The sequence below is a fragment of the Streptomyces sp. H39-S7 genome (assembly GCF_027158205.1).
Taxonomy (GTDB): Bacteria; Actinomycetota; Actinomycetes; order Streptomycetales; family Streptomycetaceae; genus Actinacidiphila.
In genome coordinates, this window is record NZ_JAPVLU010000030.1 from 68,747 (window position 1) to 88,370 (window position 19,624).

Sequence of the window (19,624 nt, forward strand, 5' to 3'; positions counted from 1 at the left end):
GAGGTGCACGGTGCCGGAGCACAGGGCCCGCCCAGGGCGCCCGTTGCTCGAACGCGATCCCGAACTGGACGCTGTCGACGAGGCGTTGCGCCGGCTCACCGGACTGCGCGCCGACGGCGGCGAGAGCCGCGACCGGCCGCACGGCGGCCTGCTGGCCTTCTCCGGCACCGCCGGACTCGGCAAGACCACGCTCCTCGCCGAGACACGGCGCCGCGCGGCGGACCGGGGCTGCGCGGTACTGTCCGCCCGTGGTGGCGACCAGGAGCAGCGGGTGGCCTTCCACGTGGCCCGCCAGCTCCTGCAGCCGCAACTCGCCGGGTCCGGCGAGAGCGAACTGCGCTCCACGCTCGGCGGCTGGTACGGCATCGTGGGGCCGGCCCTCGGCCTGTGCGTCGCCCCCGACGGCGCCGCACCCGACCCCCAGGGCCTGCGCGACGGCCTGGACTGGGTGCTCACCCACCTCGCCCAGCGGCGCGCCCCGGTGGTCCTCGTCCTGGACGACGCCCACTGGGCCGACCCCGAATCCCTCGGCTGGCTCGCCGCGTTCGCGCCACGCGCCGCGGACCTGTCCCTGCTGATCGTCGTCGCCTACCGGCCCGAGGAACTGCCGGAGCACGCCGAGTCCTTCCGCGGACTGAACGGCAGCGCCGGTCACCGGGCCCTGAACCTGGAACCGCTCACCACCGCCGCGACGGCCGACCTGGTGCGCGCGGCGGTCGGCGAGCACGCGGACGACGCGTTCTGCCACGAGTGCTGGACGGTCACGGCGGGCAACCCGTTCGAGGCCGTCGAGCTGACCGCCAAGATCCGCGACCGGGGCCTGCGCCCCGACGGGACCAGCGCGCACCTGCTTCGCGAACTGGCGGCCGCCGTGAAGGGCAGCGGGCTCACCACCGTGCTGGAACGGCTGGGCGTGCCCGCGGTCCGGCTGGCCTGGGCCGCCGCGGTGCTGGGGACGGAGATATCGCGGGACCTGGCCGCGGACATCGCGGGCCTCGGCGCCGCGCAGGCGGCGGAAGCCGCGGACCGGCTGCGCGACGCCCGGGTGCTGACCGGAGGCACGACCCTCGAGTTCGTCCACCCGCTGATCGCCACCGCCGTCTACCGGGCCATCCCCGACGCGGCGCGCGTCGCGCTGCACGGCCAGGCGGCCTGGTCGGTGGTCGAGGCCGGCCTGGGAGCGTCGGCCGCCGCCCGACACCTGCTGGAGACGCATCCCGAAGGCGACCCCTGGGTCGTGGGCCAACTGCGGACCGCCGCCCGCGAGACGCTGCGCGCGGGCGCCCCGGAAGCCGCCCGCGGCTACCTCGCGCGGGCCCTGCGCGAACCCCCGTCGCCCGGCGAGCGCGCGGCCGTCCTGTACGAACTGGGCTGCGCCTCCCTGCTGCTCGAACCCGCGACCACCGTCAACCACCTGCGGGCCGCCTTGGAGGAACCGGCCGGGGACCCCGCCCTGCGCGAGGGAATCCTCTTCCACCTCTCCCAGGCGCTCGCCCACAGCGACCGGCTCGACGAGGCCGCCGACACCGTCGGCGACGCGGCCCGGGCCGCCACCGACCCCCGCGTCCGGCTGCGCATGCAGGCCGAGCAGTTCATGTGGGACGCCTTCCGGGCCGACGAACCCGACTCGCCCGCCCGCTCCCGCCGGCTGGCGCGCCTCGCCGACCGGCTGACCGGCCGCGACCTCACCGAGCGGTACATCATCGGGCTGCGCGCCTGGGACGCCGTCCTGCGCGGCGAACCGTCCGGCACCGCACTGCGCCACGCGGGCCGGGCCCTGGACGGCGGGCTGCGCTGGGCCGAGGTGGACCGGGGCTTCGAGGTCCCGGTGCTGGTCGCCCTGGTCCACCTGTACGCGGACCGGCCCGGCCGGGCCGAGGAGCTGTTCGCCGAGGGGATCGCCGAGTTCGAGCGCCAGGGCTGGCGCGGCGCCCATCTGTCGTTCGGGTACGTGCTGCTCGGCTACGTCCGCTTCCGGCGCGGCCGGCTCTCCGAGGCCGAGGACTTCGCCCGCGCGGGACTGCGGCTCGCCGAGCGCGTCGGCCGCGGCACCCCCGTCCAGTGGTACTCCGTCGCGGTCCTCATCGAGGTGCTGCTCGCCCGCGGCCGGGTGGCGGAGGCGACGGAACTGGCCGCGGACCAGGACTTCCACGCCCCGTTCCCCAGCGCCGTCACCTTCCCCGACGCCCAGGGCGTCCACGGCGAGCTGCTGCTCGCCCGCGGCCTGGCGAAGGAGGCCGCCGCGGAACTGGCCGCCGTGGGCCGCCGGCTGAACCGGCGCGGCATGCGCAACCCCGCATGGTGCCCCTGGCAGTCGCACCTGGCGCTCGCGGAGGCGTCCGCCGCCCCGGAACGGGCCCGCGCCACCGCCCTGGAGGCCGTCACGCGTGCCCGGCAGTTCGGAGCCGCCTCGACGATCGGCCAGACCCTGCGGGTCGCCGCCGAGGTGTCCGGGGGAGCGGAGCGGATGAAGCTCCTGGAGGAGTCCGTCGACTGGCTGGAACGCTCCCCGGCCGGCTACCAGCTGGCCTGCTCGCTGGTCGCGCACGGCACGGCGCTGCGCCGGGCGGGGCGCCCCGCGGAGGCCGCCGAGCAGCTCTACCGGGGCCTGGAGGGCGCCCTGCAGTGCGGCGCCGACGAGCTGGCCTCCCGGGCCCGCGGCCAACTCACGGCGGCGGGACTGCGGCCCCTGCGCCTGCCCGCCCCCGGGACCGCCACCCTCACCGGGCGGGAACGGGCGGCCGCCGCCCGCGCGGCCGCCGGTTCGAAGCCGGCGGAGATCGCGGCGGCGCTCTCCACCGACGAGGCGACGGTCGGCCGGCTGCTCTCCGCCGTCTACCGCAAGCTCGGCACCGACCCCGGCGGCCTGCCGGGGGCGTGCCCGGCGGACCCGTCCGGCGGGCTGCCGGGAGCGGTCGCGGGAGAGGAATGAGGGCGGGGCGCCGGGAGGTCCGGCGACCGCGGCCCCCGGCGCCGCGCTGGGGGCCGCGGGCCACGTACGATGGCCGTATGTCGTTCCTCCGCCGCCGCACCGCAGCCACGCCCACCGGGCCGGACTTCGATGTCCTGGCCATGGACCCGGGGGACTGGCCCGGCATTCTCGGCGCCGGGCTGCTGCCCGGTCCCGACGGCAGTTGCCAGGGCATCTTCCTGCGCTACGACCTCTTCGGCGGCCGCGGTCCCGCCATGCTGATCGGCAATCTCCCCGAGGGCTCCCCGGCACGTGAGCTGGAGGACGGCCAGGTCCCCTTCGAGGTGGCGCAGCTGATGGTGGCCCTCGGCAACGAGGAGCCGGTGGAGGTCGTCAGCACCGAGGACACCCCCGCGATGCACGGCGACGGCCTGCTCATCGTCCGCCGGATCAAGGTCTCGGAAGCGCGGATCGCCTGCGCGCAGTTCGACCGCAGCGACGGCGTCCAGGTCACCATCGCCACCTGGGACCGCCCCATCACCGACGACCTGTACCAGCTGCTGAAGCCGCTGCCCGCGGAGATGTTCCAGCAGGGCTGACGGCACGCACACAGCACGCGAAGGGGCGCCGCCGGGATCCGGCGGCGCCCCTCGCACGTCCCGTGGGAGTACCGCTCAGCGCGGGGCGCCCACCTGGGACGGCAGGACGGTGACGTCCTCCGCCTTCACGTACTCCACCCGGTGGCCGAACTGGATCTCGTAGTAGACCTGCTTGCCGCGCACGACCTGGTGCGAGGCCGGGTCGAAGGTCGTCGAGTAGTAGTACTCGCCCTGGACCCGGTTGCCGATCGCGTACTCCTGGCCCGCCAGGAGCTTGTAGGGCAGTGGCACGATCGCCTGGACGGGAACGCCCGCCGGGAACGCCGCGGCCTCGGGATAGGCGCGCCCGTAGACCGGGATGTCGGCCAGACCCGCCTTCGGGGTGACGGTGAAGCCCCAGGCGTTGACGGCGGTCGGCTGCGACCGCGGGTTGCTGAACCAGGCCTTCTGCCCGAGGTACCAGACCGCGGTCCAGTCGCCCTGGCGCTCGGCGACGGCGTACTGCTGACCGGTCGAGGCGCGGGCCCCGACGTCGTTGACGCCCGTGGTGGAGTCACCCGTGGGATGCAGGCCGATGTCCTTCACCAGCGGCGCGTCCTCGCTCGGCGCGGTGTGCAGCCGCACCGCCTCGGAGCCGAGGGACGGGCAGGTGTCGCCCGCCGTGACACAGCCGGTGTACAGCGGCCGGTTCCTGTCGTAGTCCGGCCGGATGGTGACGAGACCGCCGGCCGGGCCCGCCGTGGCGTGCAGCGGTGCGCCCATCAGCTGGAAGTAGTGCGCCCAGTCCCAGTACGGCCCGGGGTCGGTGTGCATCCCGCCGATGTACGCGCCGGTCGGTCCCGGCACGTTGTCGTGGCCCAGGATGTGCTGGCGGTTGAGCGGGATGCCGTACTTCTTCGCCAGGTGGGCGACCAGCCGCGCGGACGTGCGGTACATCGACTCCGTGTACCAGGTGCCCGGCTCGGTGAGGAAGCCCTCGTGCTCGATGCCGATCGACTTGGCGTTGATGTACCAGTTGCCCGCGTGCCAGCCGACGTCCTTGGTGTTGAGGTGCTGGGCGATGTGGCCGTCCGCCGAGCGCACCGTGTAGTGCCAGGCCAGGTACGTCGGGTCCTGCACCAGTTTCAGCGCGGTGTCCCAGCTGCCCTCGGTGTCGTGGATGACGATGGTGTCGATCTTCTGGGTGGCGGGCCGGTCGGCGAGGTCGTGGTTGCCGTAGTCCCCGGGAGCCGTCTCCTGGTAGGGCGCGGGCAGCCACTCGCAGCCCACCGTGCGCGGGCACTCCGTCCCGCTGTCGTCCAGGTGCTTCAGCCCCAGGGCCGCCGTCCGCGCGGCGGCCGGGACGAGCCCGGGAGCCGCCGCCAGGATGACGTTCTGCCCGTCGTCGGTCGTGCGGGTCTGGCCCTGCCGCAGCACGTCGTAGACGTCATCGGCGAACGCGGCGGCGGTGGCCGAGTCGTCGGCGCCGGAGAAGCGCGCGACGGCGCCGTACCAGTCCGCGGGGTCGGAACTCAGCGGCTGCCCCAGGGACTTCTGGGTGTCAGCGATCAGCGCCGCGCCGCCGGCGACGTTGGCCGCCGCGTCCTGGCGCAGCTCCTGGGACGGCAGCCCGGTCAGCCCGGCGGCCCGCTCCAGCGTGGTCAGGGTGGCGGGCAGCTTCGACAGGTCGGCGTCGGGAACGGCGTGCGCGGTAGTGGTCAGCGGCCGGGAGTCGTCACCGCGGGGATCGTTCCCGCCGTCGCCCCCGCGCGGGAAGGCGGCGAGCGCCGTTCGGGCGTCCGTGAGGTGCATCGGGCCGTATCCCGCGGTGACGCTGGGCAGCCCCTGGTGGGTGTCCCAGCGTGACTCCAGGTAGGACACGCCCAGCAGGACACTCGCCGGCACCCGGTAGCGCTGGGCCGCGTCGCTGAACGCCTGCTGCAGCGAGGTGGTGGCGGGCGGGGCGGCGTTCGCGGATGCGGCCGTGGAGAGCACGGGCAGCAGCGCCGCGGCGGCCGCCGCGGCGGTCACCGTACGCAGGGTGCTCCGTCGGTGTCTCGCTGGTCGGGCGGCGGACTCTCGCAAAGCGGCCTCCTTGAAGCGGTGCTGGGGCGTACGGCTCCACAGAGGTATCGGCTTCCGGACGATCCGTCAACAGGGCCTGAACGGGAGCTGTTTGCGCACGTCAAAAGCCCGTGCCGGGGGTTTCCCCGGCACGGGCGCGCTGGCCTGCCCCGCGTCAGTGGTCTGGACCGGTGACGTGGTGGGCGGCGGCGGTGAGAACCCGCGTGAAGCGGGGGCGGGACGGATGCCCGCGGGCTCAGCGCGTGCCGACGGCGGCACGCACCGCCCGCCGGGCCAGGCCGCAGTCGTCGTGCAGCCGGCGCAGCAGCAGCCGCTGCTCCTCGCCCGCTCCGGCCATGGTCTGCGTGGGCGGGGTCGTGCTGCGCATGGTGCGCTGCACGGCGGTCTCGTACGTGCGGATCTCCCGGGTCAGGACGAGCATCAGGTTGACCAGGAAGGCGTCCCGGGAGGCCGGGCCCTGGTTCTGGGCGAGCTGGCTGATCTGGCGGCGCGCCACCGGGTCGTTGCCGAGCACGGACCACAGCACCGCGAGGTCGTACCCCGGGAGGTACCAGCCGGCGTGCTCCCAGTCGACCAGCGCCGGGCCGGCCGGGGAGAGCAGCACGTTGGAGAGCATGGCGTCGCCGTGACAGAACTGGCCCTGCACATGGGCGAGCCCGTGCAGGAGCTTCTGCAGGTCACCCATGTCCCGGTCGGTGAGCAGCCCCAGCTCGTGGTAGCGCGAGATCCGAGCCGGGTAGTCGATCGGCGCGTCGAACACACCGGCCGGCGGCCGCCACAGGTTGACCCGGCTGAAGGCGCCGATGACCGCACGGACATCGGACCGGGGGAAGGTCTCGGTCGGATGGCGGTGCGCCGACACAACGCGTCCGGGCATGCGCTCCAGGACCAGCACGCAGCTCTCCGGGTCCGCGGCGATCAGCCGCGGGACCCGGGCCGGTGGCCGGTGGCGGACGAACGCCCGGTAGGCCGCTATTTCGTGCTGGAACCGCTCGACCCACGCGGGGGACTGGTCCAGCAGGCACTTGGCGACCGCGGGACTGCGTCCCGACGTACCGACGAGCAGGGCGGTGCGCCCGCTGCGGCGCAGCATCTGGACGGGGCTGAACTCGGGGCATATCCGCTGGACCGCGGTGATGGCGGTCCGCAGCTGTGCGCCCTGGGGGCCGGTCAAGTCGAGTCTCCCGCTGAGCGGATGGGAGGTACCCGTCGGGAGGCCCCGCCGAGCGGCGGTGAGCGGCGGACGGGAGCGCATGGAGGAGTCCGTACCAGCGGGGAGCGACAACCGGGGCGGAGCGGACACGGAGGACGATGCTGAATACATGAGGGGGAAACAGATCCCTTCGTGTGCCTGCGAGCTCATGACAGTGGTGCGGTACTTCGTCGATGCGGTCAGGCCGTCGGCGGTTGCCGCGTCGCGGAGTCGCGACGTTGTGGTCGGTGGCGTGGCCGGCGCGTGGACGGTACGGAACCTGGTCGGCGTCCGGACCCGCACCCTGGGGAATGCGGGTTCGATCCGGTGGCCCGTTCCGTCCACGCGCCGTACGCCCCTCCCTGGGGCGGCCGTTCCCCTCGGCGGGAGCGCTTCTGCGCGACTCACGGACGACTCGAACGACCTTCCGGGAGCCGGCTGATGCCGGGCCGGGTTGGCGCTTTCCTACATCACACCCTGGCGCGGGTGGCAGACCATCTGGCGCACCCTGGCGAAGCGTGGCGAATACTCGCGGGGCCTTTGTCGGGCGATTAGTGTCAACGGTGCCGAGGAACCTGGGGGCTTGACGTGAGCAAAGAAGCCAACACCCGACTTGCGGACCTGTTCGGCCTCACCGGCTGGTCCAAGGGCGAACTCGCACGGTTGGTCAACCGGCAGGCGGCGGCCATGGGCCATCCGCAGCTGGCGACCGACACCTCGCGGGTGCGCCGTTGGATCGAGACCGGTGAGTCGCCGCGCGAACCCGTTCCGAAGGTACTGGCGGCTCTGTTCACCGAGCGGCTCGGCCGTGTCGTGACCATCGAGGATCTCGGGTTCGACCGGCACCGGCGCGCGGGGAAGAAGCAGACCGGAGACGGTCTGCCGTGGCCACCGGAGAGAACAGCCGCGGTCCTCACCGAATTCACGGGAATGGACCTCATGCTCAACCGACGCGGTCTGGTGGGCGCGGGCGCAGCGCTCACCGCTGGCTCAGCACTCAGCAGCGCCATGTACGACTGGCTGCACACCGACCCGGCCCTGGTGGCCGACGCACCGGTCATCAATGATCCACTCCACGCCGAACCCGCAGCGTACGACCGGTACGAGGCGGCTCCGGTCGGTTCCCAGGAGATCGAGGCTCTCGAGCGCTCGGTCGAGGTGTTCCGTGCCTGGGACGCGGCCCGCGGCGGCGGGCTGCAGCGCAAGGCTGTGGTCGGTCAGCTCAACGAGGTGGGCGGCATGCTCGCCTACCACCACCAGGACCATCTGCAGCGCAGGCTGTGGGGCGTGGCCGCCAATCTGGCGGTGCTCGCGGGGTGGATGTCGCACGACGTGGGCCTGGAGCCCACGGCGCAGAAGTACTTCGTGATCGCCGCGCACGCGGCGCGGGAGGGAGGAGACCGGCCGCGGGCCGGCGAGGCACTGTCCCGGGCGGCCCGGCAGATGGTCCACATCGGCCGGCCGGACGACGCGCTCGACCTGATGAAGCTGGCGAAGTCGGGTTCGGGCGAGCAGGCCCTGCCGCGCACCCGCGCCATGCTGCAGACCATCGAGGCGTGGGCCCAGGCGTCGATGGGGCGCGGCCAGGCGATGCGGCGGACGCTGGGGGAGGCCGAGGACCTGTTCTCCTCGGACAAGGGCGACGTGCCGCCGCCGAGTTGGATGCAGATGTTCGACGAGGCGGACCTGCACGGGATGCAGGCGCTGGCGTACCGCACGCTGGCCGAGCACGACCCGTCCGCCGCGGCCCAGGCGCAGATGCACGCCAAGCACGCGCTGGAGCTGCGGGTGACGGGCCGGGACCGGTCGAAGATCTTCGACTACATCTCGCTGGCGTCGGCCTGCTTCCTCGGCAACGACCCGGAACAGGCCGACCGTTACGCGCGGATGGCGCTGCTGACGATCGGCAGTACGTCCTCGCACCGGACCTGGGACCGGCTGCGGGAGATGTACCGGCTCACCGCGCGGTACGCGGACTACACGACGATCCAGGACCTGAGAACGGAGTTGGAGGCGGTGATGCCTCCGCTTCCGAAGAACAGGGGCAGCCGCCAGATCTGACGACACCTACAGGTTCCTTCTGCCACGGGCCCGGCAGGTCGACGCCGACCGGGTCTAGACGATCCTCGCGACGAGCACGCAGGCATCGTCCTCGCGCTCGGGGGCACCGAACTCCTCGACGACCAGCCGTACGCAGTCCTGTGCGGTGCGGGCCCGGGCGAACAGCGGTGCCATCGCGAGCAGCCGTCGCGCGCCGTCCGTGGGCTCCGTCGCGGCCGGGAACGACGTCCGGCGGGGCACGAGTCCGTCGGTGTGCAGTACCAGCAGGTCGCCAGGGTTGAGGGGCTCGGCGGCCTGGGTGTACCGCGCGTCGGAGGTCGCCCCGAGGAGCACTCCCTCGGGTGGGTCCAGGGCGCGTCCTGTCCCGTCCCGGAAGAGCAGCGGGGCGGGATGGCCGGCCTGGGCCCAGCTCAGGATGCTGTCGGCGGGGTTGTAGCGGCAGCACAGCGCGCTGCCGAGGGTGGGCTGGGCCGAGGTGTCCAGCAGGTGGTTCAGCCTGCCCAGCAACGGTCCGGGCTCCAGCCCGGCGACCGCCATGCCGCGCAGCGCGCCGAGCATCATCGCCATGCCGGAGGTGGCGTTCACGCCGTGTCCGGTGAGATCGCCGACGGTCAGCAGTGTCGCGCCGTCGGAGAGCTGCAGTGCGTCGTACCAGTCGCCGCCGATCAGGGCGCTGGTACCGGAAGGGAGGTAGTGGGCGGCGAGGTCCACGGTGGCCGGACCGCCGCCCTGCGGGAACCGCAGGGAGCCGCGCCACGGCGGGAGCACGGCTTCCTGCAGTTCAACCGCCAGCCGGTGCTCCGACCGCGCGAGCTGCCGCTGGCGCTGGAGAGAGTCACGGGTCTCTCTCAGCGTCAGCTGGCTGCGGCGCAGTGCGCTGACGTCCCGCAGTACGGCCCACATCGAAGCGGTGCCGCCGTCAGCGTCGAGCACGGGCTCGCCCACCATGTGCAGGGTCCGGGTGGAACCGTCGGAGCGCACGATGCGGAACTCGCCGTCGATGGGCCGGCCGTCGACCAGGCAGCCGGTCACCATCGAGGTGAGGGTCTGCTGGTCCTCCTCGACGAGCCAGGAGGGCAGCTCGTCCAGCGTCAGCGGGCCGTCGGCCGGGTCGCGGCCGAAGATGCGGTACAGCTCGTCGGACCATTGGGCCTTGTCCGTCAGCAGGTCCCATTCGGCGCTGCCGGCCCGGCCGGGAGCGTGATTCGGGACACGGTCCGGCACGGGCTCGGACGGAACGTACGATCCGGCGAAGTCGCGCGGGACGAAGGGGCCAGCGGTGTCGAGGTCGTCCGCCAGACCCTCGCGGAGCTGTCCCAGATGCTCGCCCAGATCGTCGAGCTGGTGCACCGCGAGATCGCACAGGGCGCGCTCCCAGCGGACCTGGGGGTCGCCGTCCGGGGCGGCCGCCTCGCGGCGGACCGCGTCGACCTCGCTGCGCAGCCGGCGGGCCTGGGAGATGAGCGCGTCCACCGTGCCGGGGTCAGTCGACGGTGCGGCGGAGTGATCCGCGTGCAGGTGAGACGGCATGACGCTCTCCGAGAGTGACTCCGATACCGGATACCGGTCCGAGCGGCCAGGACGGACGGAAGGGCCGGTAACGACTGTGGCACACGGCGTGATGACCCGTAAGGGTTTCGGCAATACCCGATCCGGTGGTGCTTGCGGCATATGCCAATAGCCTTCCGGAACGTCTGGCGGCCCGGAGCGACACGGGCGGCGAAACCTCGGTAGGCTGCGGCCCGCCCCGGCCCCACACATTCCCGTCCCCCGCCAGGCTTGAAACGCCCGGTGGCCGGTAAGGATGCCGGGCACCCGCAGCGGAAATCCCGTTGCCTTGGAACCCCCCGCACCGGATGCTGACCTCATGTTCGACCCAGACATAGCGCCCAGTGGAACCCTTCTCGGCCTCCTCCAGCGAGGACGCGGAGACGGGACCCTGCATGCCCTGGCGGCGCAGCGGGCAGATGCCCTCGCCGCTCTGGAGCAGTGCGTCCTGCGTGACCCCCGCCTCGACTGGCGGGTGGAATCGCGCTCCCTCTATTACGCGCGGCTGTACTCCGAACTGGAAGCCGGGCTCGACGGGATCGAACAGCACCTCTTCCATCCGGACGACCTCCTGGCGCCCGACGAGCACCGCTGCGGTCTCGCGCTGTCCGTCCTCGGCCACCTCGCCGGCTACGGGCGCGGTGACGCCCTGCGCCTGCTGCGGCGCTACGCGGCCACGGGCGGCAACTGGGAGTGGGCCCTGGACGAGCTGGCCGTCCGCGACGACGAACAGGGACTGCGCGGCCTCGGGCCCACCCTGCTCGCCCGTTTCCCGGAGACCGCCGCGGGCGATACCGAGCTGGCCGCGGCCGTGCGCGAGGCGTACGAGCCCAGGCCGTGGCAGTTGTGGGCCGAGGACTCCCGGCACCCCGCGACCGCCGCCCGGGTCCGCAAAGCACTGGAAGAGGTGTCGTTCGGCCGCTGGCAGCGCCAGCTGCGCCCGACGGGACCGACCCCCGGGTGGAGCGTCCGCGCCGTCCTCGAATGGGCCGACCAGGGCCTGGGCCAGTACCCGGCCGTCGACCGCGATCAGCCCGCGGCCCGCTGCCTGGCCGCAGTCGCAGGGCCCGAGGACCGCCCCGAGCTCGTCGCCGCCGCCCAGGACGGCCCGCCCGCCGCCCGCGCCGCCGCTCTGCGGCACCTCGCGGACCGGCAGGACCCGCAGGCCCTCGACCTCATCGAGGCCGCCGCCGCCGGTCCCGTCGACCTCGTCGTCAGAGCCGCCCTCGAATCCTTCGAGCGGATGCGCAGCACCGACGCCATGGACCGGGCCCGCTCCTGGTCGGAGCGCGAGGACGCGCTCGGCATCTCCGCCGCCCGCATGCTCGCCTGCCGCGGCGGCGACGAGGACGCCGGCCGGGTGCTGGCCGGCCTGCGCCGACTCGTCCAGGGCGACGGCGCCGACGCCGAGGGCCTCGCCGTCCTCATCGAGGGCGCCGGCCGGCTCACCATCGGCCGCGCGGCACCCGTGCTGCGCCACGTCTACCGCGAGACGTCCTCCTCCCAGCTGCGCGGCTTCGCCGCCCAGGCCCTGGCCGACACCGACCCCGGCTTCGCCGCCGGCTTCGCGGTGGAGTGCCTGTGGGACTGCGAGGAGACGACGCGCGAACTCGCCGCGCACCAGGCCGCCACCGGCGACGTACGGGTCCTGGCCCAGTTGCGCCGGATGGCCGCCGATCCGGCCGAGGAGGCCGAGGTGCAGACCGCCGTACGCGGCCGCCTCAGCTCGGGAGAGCCCGCCCGCTAGATACGCCCCGGCTTCGTCCGCGACGGCCCCCGTCCACCCGGCGGGGGCCTCGGCGGTCCGGCCGCCCGAAGGGTCATCACGCGTTCCACGGCGGTACAGATCGACGTGGCCCTGACAACGCTCGGCGCGGCGACAACGTGGGTATGCGAGTCGCGATCGTCACCGAGTCCTTCCCGCCCGACCTCAACGGAGTCGCGCACTGCGCGCTGCGCACCGCGGAACACCTCGCCAGGCGCGGGCACGAGCCGCTGGTCGTCGCACCGGCCGTGCCGAACGGCCCACCACCCGGCGACGACCCCTGCCCCGTCATCCGCGTCCCGTCCCTGCCACTGCCCGGCTACCCCCAGGTGCGCGTGGCCCTTCCGGGCCGCCGGACGGCCGCGGCCATCGCCGCGCACCGCCCCGACCTGGTCCACCTCGCCAGCCCGTTCGTCCTCGGGGTGCGGGGCATGGCGGCCGCCGGGCGGCTGCGGGTCCCGGCCGTCGCCGTCTACCAGACCGACCTGGCGGGCTACGCCCGCTCCTACCTGCCCGTCGGCGAGGCCGCCGCCTGGCGGCGCATCCGCGCCGTGCACGCGGCCGCCGCCCGCACCCTTGCACCGTCCACCGCCTCCGTCCGGGAACTGGAACGGCAGGGCGTCCCCCGGGTGCACCTGTGGCCGCGCGGGGTCGACCCGGTGCGCTTCCGGCCGGAGCACCGCGACCTCGAACTGCGCCGCACGCTCGCCCCGCGCAGTGAGCTGATCGTCGGCTACGTGGGCCGGCTCGCCCCGGAGAAGCAGGTCGGCCTGCTCGCCGGGGTCTGCGCGCTGCCCGGCGTGCGGGTGGTCGTCGTCGGCGACGGCCCCAGCGCCCCGGGACTGCGGGCGGCGCTGCCGGGCGCGGTCTTCCTCGGTCCCCGGACCGGTCACGACCTGGCCCGGATCTTCGCCTCGTTCGACGTCTTCGCGCACACCGGGCCCTTCGAGACGTTCTGCCAGACCGTCCAGGAGGCGATGGCGAGCGGGGTGCCGGTGATCGCTCCCGCGGCCGGCGGTCCGCTCGACCTCGTCGCCCACGGACGCACCGGCCTGCTGGTGCCGCCCGGTGACGCCGACGCGCTGTGCGGCGCGGTACGGCTCCTGCAGCGCGCCCCGGCGCTGCGCGCGCGGTACGGGACGGCCGGCCGTGCCGAAGTCGCCGCGCGGACCTGGGAGGCGGTCGGTGACCAACTGCTGGACCACTACGCGCAGGTGCTCGGCGCCCGGACAGCGGTCGCGGCATGAGCCGGCCGCTGCGGATCGTCCGCCTCGCGAACTTCGTCACCCCCGTCTCCGGAGGGCTGCGCACCGCGCTGCGGCACCTGGGCGAGGGCTATCTCGCGGCCGGCCACGAGCCGGTCCTCGTCATCCCCGGGGCGATGTCCCCCGGACACCCGGCCATCCGCGCGGAAACCACCACCCAGGGGAGGGTCATCACCCTTCCCGGCACCCTCGTCCCCGGCACCGGCGGCTACCAGGTGCTCGCCCGCCGGGCCCCGGTCGAGACGCTGCTCGACGCGCTGGCACCGGACCGGCTGGAGGTCTCGGACCGCACGACGCTGCGCTGGACGGGGGAGTGGGCCCGCAGGAACCGGATCCCGGCCGTCATGGTCTCCCACGAGAGCGCCGACGCCGTACTCCGCACCTGGGGGATGCCGTCCGGCGCCGCCCGGTCCGCCGCCGACCGGCTCAACCGCCGTACCGCCTGGGCCTACTCGCGGGTCGTGTGCACGACCCCGTGGGCGGCCGCCGAGTTCGAACGACTCGGGGCGCGCAACGTCGTACGGGCCCCGCTCGGGGTGGACCTCGAACGGTTCCGCCCGGAGCTCCGCGACGGCACGCTCCGGGCGCGGTACGCGGGCGGCGCCGCGGTGCTGCTCGTGATGTGCTCGCGGCTGTCGGCCGAGAAGCGGCCCGGCCGCGCGCTGGACGCCCTCGCGGAACTCCGCCGGCGCGGCGTCGCGGCGGCGCTCGTCGTGGCCGGGGAGGGCCCGCTGCGCGGCCGCCTGGAGGCGCGGGCCCGCGCCGCCGGACTCCCGGTGACCTTCCTCGGCCACGTCGCCGACCGCGGCCGACTGGCCGCTCTGCAGGCCTGCGCCGACATCGTCCTCGCCCCGGGTCCCGCCGAGACCTTCGGGCTGGCCGCCCTGGAAGCGCTCGCCTGCGGCACGCCCGTCGTCGCCAGCGCCCTGTCCGCGCTCCCCGACCTGATCGGCCCGGCGGGCGCCGGCGCCACCGACGGTCCCGCGTTCGCCGCCGCCGTGCAGCATCTCCTCGCCCGCCCCGAGTCCGCCCGCCGCGCCGCCGCCCGCCGCCAGGCCGAGCGGTACGGCTGGCCCGCCGCCGTCGCCGCCTTTCTCGCCGTTCACGAGGCCCCGCACGTCCACCCGGCAGCGGCCACGCCATGACGGCGACCGCCCGGGGCGCGTCGTGAACCGGGCCACCCCGCCCCGGACGCGACCACGGGCGGCCGAACCCGCGCCCGCGCCCGCGCACGGGGCGTGACGCGACGGGCGACTCCGGCCGGACGCGGTTATCGGCGCCCGTGCGCCGACCCGGAACCCCGCACCGGGAGGAACCGTACGGGCGTGCCCGGGACGGCCTGCGCCGCCGCGGCGAGGCGCGGCTCGGGCACCACGCCGATGACGGGATAGCCGCCGGTGACGGGGTGGTCGGCCAGGAAGACGACGGGGCGGCCGTCGGGCGGCACCTGGACGGCGCCCAGCACCATGCCCTCGCTGGGCAGTTCGCCGTCGACCGCCCGCCGCAGCGCGGGGCCCTCGGTGCGCAGTCCGATGCGGTTGGAGGCGGCGGAGACGGTGTACGCGCCGGCCGCCAGCAGCCGCGGCGCGTCCTCGGCGAACCAGTCGTCGCGCGGGCCGAGCAGGACGGGCAGGAGGAGTTCGGCCGGCGGAGCGGGCCAGGGCATCGTGTCGGCGTCGGAGGACCGGCCGGGGGCCGAACCCAGCGGGAGCGTGTCGTGCTCCGCGAGCGGCGCCGGGCCGAGCCCCGAGAGCAGGTCCGTGGAGCGGCTGCCGAGCACCGGCTCGACGTCGATGCCGCCCGCGAGCGCCAGATAGCAGCGCAGTCCGCCCTCGGCCGCGCCGAGTTCCAGGACGGCGCCGGCCGGCACGCGGACCGCGGCGCCCCAGGCGGCGGGGGCGCCGTCGATCCGGACGGCGCACGGCGCGCCGGTGACGGCCGCGACGACGGCGCGGTCCGCCCGCACCGCGCAGCCGTTGACGGTGGTCTCCAGGGTCGCGGCCCCGTCCGGGTTGCCGACCAACCGGTTGGCCCGGCGGTGCGCGGGCGGGTCGAGCGCGCCGGAGCGCGGCACCCCGAGATGGGCGTGGCCCGGCCGCCCGAGGTCCTGCACGGTCGTCAGCGCGCCCGCCCGCACCACCCGCACCAGGGCCCGCGTCATCGTGCCTCCCGCGCGAAGCGCACCCGGGTGCCGGGGGTCAGCAGCGCCGCCGGTTCCCGCCGCGGGTCCCACAGGACGGCGTCGGTGGTGCCGATCAGCTGCCAGCCGCCGGGCGAGGAGCGCGGGTAGACGCCCGCGTACGGTCCCGCCAGCGCCAGCGAACCGGCGGGCACCGCGGTACGGGGGGTGGCCCGGCGCGGGAGGTGCCGGTGCGGGGGGAGCCCGGTCAAGTAGCCGAAACCGGGAGCGAAGCCGCAGAACGCCACCCGGAAGACGAGGCCCCCGACGATGTCCGGGACCTCCCCGGGCCGCACGCCCCACCGTTCGGCGACCTCCACCAGATCGGGCCCGTCGTAGCGCACCGCGATCTCCGTCTCCGCTCCCGCTCCCGGCGTGAGCGGCGGGACGGTCCAGGCGGACATCTCCCCGGCCAGCGCGCGGGGGTCGTCCAGGCCGTCCAGCAGGATCGTCCGGGCGGCCGGGACGATCTCGCACACCGGGGGCAGCGTCCCGGCCGCGCGGCGGCGCAGCAGTTCGGCGTGGAACGCTCCGACCTCGCCGTCCGCGTCCAGCTCCACGAGCAGCGCGCGTTCCCCCACCGGGAGTGCCCTCACGCGAAGGGCCGCAACGCGACGCCCGCGTCCTGCAGTTCGCGCCGCACACGCCGTGCGAGGTCGGCCGCGCCGGGTGTGTCGCCGTGCAGGCACAGCGACCGCGCGCCGGCGGCGATCCGCCGGCCGCCGCCCGCGACGACCTGCCCGTCGCGGGCGACCGCCAGGGCCTGCGCGACGACGGCGTCGCCGTCCTGGAGCACCGCGCCCGCCTCGCCGCGCGGCACGAGCGTGCCGCGCTCGGTGTAGGCCCGGTCGGCGAACGCCTCGGCGACCGCCGGCAGCCCGGCCTTCTCCGCCGCGGCCAGCAGTTCGGATCCCGGCAGCCCCAGCACCGGCAGACCGCCGTCCGGCCCTCCCGCCAGCACGACGCCCGCCACCACGGCGGCGGCCTGCGCCGCGTCGTCCACCGTCCGGTTGTAGAGCGCGCCGTGCGGCTTGACGTACGCGACCCGGGAGCCGGCCGCCCGGGCGAAGACGTCCAGGGCGCCGATCTGGTAGGCGACTTCGGCGGCCAGCTCCTCGGGCGGCACGTCCATGGCGCGCCGTCCGAAGCCGGCCAGGTCCCGGTAGGAGACCTGCGCGCCGATCCGCACGCCGCGCTCTGCCGCGAGCGCGCAGACCCGCCGCATCGTGACCGGATCGCCCGCGTGGAAGCCGCACGCGACATTGGCGCTGGTGACGACGGAGAGCAGCGCGTCGTCGTCGGTGAGGGTCCACCGTCCGAAGCCCTCGCCGAGATCCGCGTTGAGATCGATGACCATGCCCGCCATGGTGCTGCATCGAGAACGACTCTGCTACGGGTGACTTGTGGCCGGGCGGGTGATCCGTGCCGTTTCGTTCGATGTCGGTGGCACCGCCTAATGTGTGCGTCGTGACCGTAACCACCCCGTACCCGACGACGGGCGCGCCCCGCCCCGCTCCGGGCCCGGCCGCCGACGAGGGCCTGGCCCGCCGCCTCAAGGCGCTCGCGTGCACCGCGCCGCTGCACGACCTGGACGTGCGCAAGGCGAACCTGGCCGGCGAGTACTCGGTGTACGCGATGGCGGAGGTGGCGCTGTCCGCCATCGACATGGTCACCCTCCACATGGACTTCGACACCGGCGCCGACCCGGAGCAGATAGTGACCAGGCTGCTGCCCCGGGTCGCCGCCCAGGCACCGCGCCGGCCCGTCGAGGAGCACGAGCGGGTGGCCCGCTGGGTCCTGGAGAACCTGATCAACGTCGGCAGCGTGGACCGCGGCTTCCGCGCGGTCTACGGCACCTTCGGCGCCGACGGCGCGTACGTCCGCCGCGACTACGACTTCAAGCTGATCGAAGAGGTCCCGGGTCCCGGCGGCAGTGTGTATCTGCGCGCCACCGACGAAGCGGTCAACGTCCTGGTCGGCGCGCTCGACACGGACGTCACCAGCGCCCAGATCGCCGCCGAGGTCAAGCTGGAGGTGCTGATCAGCCGCGGGCGGCTGGCGGACGCCCAGCTCGCCGCCGAGCAGGCCCGCTACCGCACCGTGCAGTACGCGGAGACGCTGCGCCGCGCCCTGGAGGCGACCCGGCGCAACGTCCGGGCGGTCGACTGGCTGCGCGCCGTCCCGGACATGATCGCCGAAGCGCTCGACCACGTCGCCGACCGGTACCGGCACGAGAACGCGATCCTCACCAACATCCGCAAGGCGCGGGACGAGGCGGAGGACCCCGAGCACAAGCGGCGGGCCGCCGAGCTCGTCGACATCGTCAAGGACTGCATCCGCCGCCACACCCAGCTGCAGTCGCGGCTGCTGGAGGCCGGGCCGCTGTTCCGCGCGGAGCAGGACCGGCAGGCGTTCGCCTCGGCGCCCGCCCGTGCGGGACTCGACCTGTACGGGCAACTGGTCTCGCCCATCCTGCCGCTTCCCGTCGAGCAGGCCTCCCGGGTCACCGACGCCTTCTTCGCCCGCGGCGCGGGCCTGCGCACCCCGCCCGCCGTGCGGGTCTGCGACCTGGTGGACATCCTGCTCACCCCGCCCATCGAACGGGAGCACCTGGGCGCGGCGATGCCGGAACCGGACCTGGTGGCCACCCCCGCCGACAGCCGCTTCAGCGAGGAGCAGCTGGAGAGCGCGCTGGAACTGCTGGACCTGCCGGACGACGCGCCGCGCCGGCTGTCCGGGCTGCTCGCCGACGCCCGCCGCCGCGACCCCGAACTGCCCTACCTCGTGGCCCTGCTGGCGGTGCACGCCGCCAGCCCGCCGGTCGGCACCGCCTACCGGCAGGGCGAGCCGCGGCTGCTCTTCTCCGTCGACGACGGCGAGGAGCTGACGGATCCCGAGTTCGGCGGCGCCGACCTGATCGTCGGCACCGCCCGGCTCGACACGGCCGGTATGGCCGCGGCCCGTTCGGAGATCGCATGACGGCCGACACCCCCACCAGACCGCTCGGCGCCCCCGAGCCGCCATCCGCCGTCCGCCCCGAGGAGATCCACCCGTGACCGAGTACCGCGACGCCGAGACCGCGCAGCCGGCCGCCTACGGCGATGCCGTGCCGGCCGTGCGCCCCGGCGCCCCGTCGCCCGTCACCGCGGCCGACGCGGCGGACGCCGCCCGGCTGGTCTCCTACGGGCTGCAGCCCAAGCTGCTGCCCGCCCGGGACGCGGAGTACGCGGAACTGATCCGCAGACACCGCGAGGAGCCCGCCTTCGCCCGCCTCGCGGACGCGGTGGCCGCCGGGCTCGGCCTGATCGTCCTGGAGGTGTCGCCGCGCGCCGGGATGGCCGTGGCGGCCGCCGAGGACTCGGTGTTCGCGGTCCGGATGGGCGAGTACTCGCGGCGGGCCGCCTCCGACGCCGCCGACCGCTTCCTGCACGGCCTGGCGCACCTGGCCACCGCCACCATGGCGTTCCCCCGCCCCGAGGACCTCGCGGACGACGGCTACATCGGCCGGATCACCGTCAACGGCGTCGACGGGTTCGTCCGCCAGGCGTGCCGCCGGCTGGAGGAGCGCGCCGCGGAGCAGGGTGAGAACACCGACCCGGCCAGCGACGCGCCCGGCCTGGAAGCGGCCTGGCGGGTCTGGACGCGCCGCAGCTCCACCGGCGCCACCAAGGACGCCCGGCGGCTGTCCGGGTCCACCACCGGCATCGTCGGCAAGGCGGTCGCCTTCCTCGTCGACTCCGGCTTCCTGCAGCGCACCGGGGACGAGGCGGGCGGCACGTTCCGCACCACCGCCCGGTACCAGCTGCAGGTCCGGGACATGGCGGGCAGCGCCGCCATGGCCGAACTCCTGGAGCTGGGCGTGGTGCCGGTGAGCGACGGTTCGGCGACCCTGCTGCCGCCCGACGACACGGGGGAGCTGGACCTCGTCGCCGAGGCCGGCCTGCCCTTCCACGAGAGCGGCGGCCACGAGACCGGCAGCCACCGGAGCCGCGGCCGCGAGAGCCGGCACAGCCCGGAAGACCTGCACAGCCACTCCTGAG

General features: G+C 74.8%; 14 protein-coding genes. 8 read left to right on the forward strand and 6 right to left on the reverse strand.

Annotated elements, in window-relative coordinates:
• The first annotated feature begins 10 nt into the window (after nt 1-10).
• Together O3X23_RS26880 and O3X23_RS26885 are read left to right on the forward strand one after the other, a co-directional pair.
• The gene (locus O3X23_RS26880) at nt 11-2,932 is read left to right on the forward strand and encodes an ATP-binding protein (RefSeq protein ID WP_269274143.1); all 2,922 of its coding nucleotides are present in this window, start codon (nt 11-13) and stop codon (nt 2,930-2,932) included.
• A gap of 77 nt (nt 2,933-3,009) precedes the next feature.
• On the forward strand, nt 3,010-3,510 hold the full coding sequence (locus O3X23_RS26885; protein WP_138353938.1) for a hypothetical protein: 501 nt from the start codon (nt 3,010-3,012) through the stop codon (nt 3,508-3,510).
• Nucleotides 3,511-3,585: 75 nt separating this feature from the next.
• Here O3X23_RS26885 and O3X23_RS26890 read toward each other — a convergent pair whose 3' ends face one another.
• Together O3X23_RS26890 and O3X23_RS26895 are read right to left on the reverse strand one after the other, a co-directional pair.
• On the reverse strand, nt 3,586-5,574 hold the full coding sequence (locus O3X23_RS26890; protein WP_443047982.1) for an N-acetylmuramoyl-L-alanine amidase: 1,989 nt from the start codon (nt 5,572-5,574) through the stop codon (nt 3,586-3,588).
• Nucleotides 5,575-5,809: 235 nt separating this feature from the next.
• Nucleotides 5,810-6,898: an aminoglycoside phosphotransferase family protein gene (locus O3X23_RS26895; RefSeq protein WP_269274144.1), complete on the reverse strand. Its 1,089-nt coding sequence runs from the start codon at nt 6,896-6,898 to the stop codon at nt 5,810-5,812.
• Between the two features lie 456 nt (nt 6,899-7,354).
• Between O3X23_RS26895 and O3X23_RS26900 the strand changes: the two genes are divergently transcribed.
• On the forward strand, nt 7,355-8,827 hold the full coding sequence (locus tag O3X23_RS26900) for a DNA-binding protein NsdB (RefSeq protein WP_269274145.1): 1,473 nt from the start codon (nt 7,355-7,357) through the stop codon (nt 8,825-8,827).
• 54 nt (nt 8,828-8,881) lie between these two features.
• Here the strand turns inward: O3X23_RS26900 and O3X23_RS26905 are convergent, their stop codons facing one another.
• Nucleotides 8,882-10,357: a PP2C family protein-serine/threonine phosphatase gene (locus O3X23_RS26905; RefSeq protein ID WP_269274146.1), complete on the reverse strand. Its 1,476-nt coding sequence runs from the start codon at nt 10,355-10,357 to the stop codon at nt 8,882-8,884.
• A 337-nt stretch (nt 10,358-10,694) separates the two neighbouring features.
• On the opposite strand from O3X23_RS26905, the gene O3X23_RS26910 reads away from it, so the two are divergent.
• The 3 genes from O3X23_RS26910 to O3X23_RS26920 all read left to right on the forward strand — a co-directional run bounded on the left by O3X23_RS26910 (nt 10,695) and on the right by O3X23_RS26920 (nt 14,550).
• Nucleotides 10,695-12,122 carry a HEAT repeat domain-containing protein gene (locus tag O3X23_RS26910; RefSeq protein ID WP_269274147.1) on the forward strand — a complete coding sequence of 476 codons (1,428 nt, stop codon included), beginning with the start codon at nt 10,695-10,697 and terminating at the stop codon, nt 12,120-12,122.
• Between the two features lie 143 nt (nt 12,123-12,265).
• On the forward strand, nt 12,266-13,387 hold the full coding sequence (locus O3X23_RS26915) for a glycosyltransferase family 4 protein (protein WP_269274148.1): 1,122 nt from the start codon (nt 12,266-12,268) through the stop codon (nt 13,385-13,387).
• Nucleotides 13,384-14,550: a glycosyltransferase gene (locus O3X23_RS26920; protein WP_269274149.1), complete on the forward strand. Its 1,167-nt coding sequence runs from the start codon at nt 13,384-13,386 to the stop codon at nt 14,548-14,550. Before O3X23_RS26915 ends, O3X23_RS26920 begins: the two co-directional genes overlap by 4 nt.
• A gap of 125 nt (nt 14,551-14,675) precedes the next feature.
• Here O3X23_RS26920 and O3X23_RS26925 read toward each other — a convergent pair whose 3' ends face one another.
• From O3X23_RS26925 to O3X23_RS26935, 3 genes are read right to left on the reverse strand one after another with little or no spacing between them, the layout of a single operon-like run.
• Complete coding sequence (locus O3X23_RS26925; protein ID WP_269274150.1) at nt 14,676-15,566, reverse strand: biotin-dependent carboxyltransferase family protein; 891 nt, start codon at nt 15,564-15,566, stop codon at nt 14,676-14,678.
• Complete coding sequence (locus O3X23_RS26930; RefSeq protein ID WP_269274151.1) at nt 15,563-16,180, reverse strand: 5-oxoprolinase subunit B family protein; 618 nt, start codon at nt 16,178-16,180, stop codon at nt 15,563-15,565. The genes O3X23_RS26925 and O3X23_RS26930 overlap by 4 nt, the downstream gene beginning before the upstream one ends.
• Nucleotides 16,177-16,950 carry a LamB/YcsF family protein gene (locus O3X23_RS26935; protein ID WP_269274152.1) on the reverse strand — a complete coding sequence of 258 codons (774 nt, stop codon included), beginning with the start codon at nt 16,948-16,950 and terminating at the stop codon, nt 16,177-16,179. Before O3X23_RS26935 ends, O3X23_RS26930 begins: the two co-directional genes overlap by 4 nt.
• 71 nt (nt 16,951-17,021) lie before the next feature.
• Between O3X23_RS26935 and O3X23_RS26940 the strand changes: the two genes are divergently transcribed.
• Both O3X23_RS26940 and O3X23_RS26945 read left to right on the forward strand, forming a co-directional pair.
• Nucleotides 17,022-18,563: a hypothetical protein gene (locus O3X23_RS26940; protein ID WP_443047983.1), complete on the forward strand. Its 1,542-nt coding sequence runs from the start codon at nt 17,022-17,024 to the stop codon at nt 18,561-18,563.
• Nucleotides 18,564-18,690: 127 nt separating this feature from the next.
• A complete protein-coding gene (locus O3X23_RS26945) occupies nt 18,691-19,623 on the forward strand; it encodes a hypothetical protein (RefSeq protein WP_269274183.1) in 933 nt (310 codons plus the stop codon).
• Nucleotide 19,624: the final 1 nt, after the last annotated feature.

Excerpts from the sequence above, each read along its gene's own strand:
- O3X23_RS26885 (WP_138353938.1), top strand. The coding sequence starts at position 3,010 with ATGTCGTTCCTCCGCCGCCGCACCGCAGCCACGCCCACCGGGCCGGAC.
- O3X23_RS26895 (WP_269274144.1), bottom strand. The coding sequence starts at position 6,898 with ATGTATTCAGCATCGTCCTCCGTGTCCGCTCCGCCCCGGTTGTCGCTC.
- O3X23_RS26905 (WP_269274146.1), bottom strand. The coding sequence starts at position 10,357 with ATGCCGTCTCACCTGCACGCGGATCACTCCGCCGCACCGTCGACTGAC.
- O3X23_RS26910 (WP_269274147.1), top strand. The coding sequence starts at position 10,695 with ATGTTCGACCCAGACATAGCGCCCAGTGGAACCCTTCTCGGCCTCCTC.
- O3X23_RS26915 (WP_269274148.1), top strand. The coding sequence starts at position 12,266 with ATGCGAGTCGCGATCGTCACCGAGTCCTTCCCGCCCGACCTCAACGGA.
- O3X23_RS26920 (WP_269274149.1), top strand. The coding sequence starts at position 13,384 with ATGAGCCGGCCGCTGCGGATCGTCCGCCTCGCGAACTTCGTCACCCCC.
- O3X23_RS26925 (WP_269274150.1), bottom strand. The coding sequence starts at position 15,566 with ATGACGCGGGCCCTGGTGCGGGTGGTGCGGGCGGGCGCGCTGACGACC.
- O3X23_RS26935 (WP_269274152.1), bottom strand. The coding sequence starts at position 16,950 with ATGGCGGGCATGGTCATCGATCTCAACGCGGATCTCGGCGAGGGCTTC.
- O3X23_RS26940 (WP_443047983.1), top strand. The coding sequence starts at position 17,022 with ATGTCGGTGGCACCGCCTAATGTGTGCGTCGTGACCGTAACCACCCCG.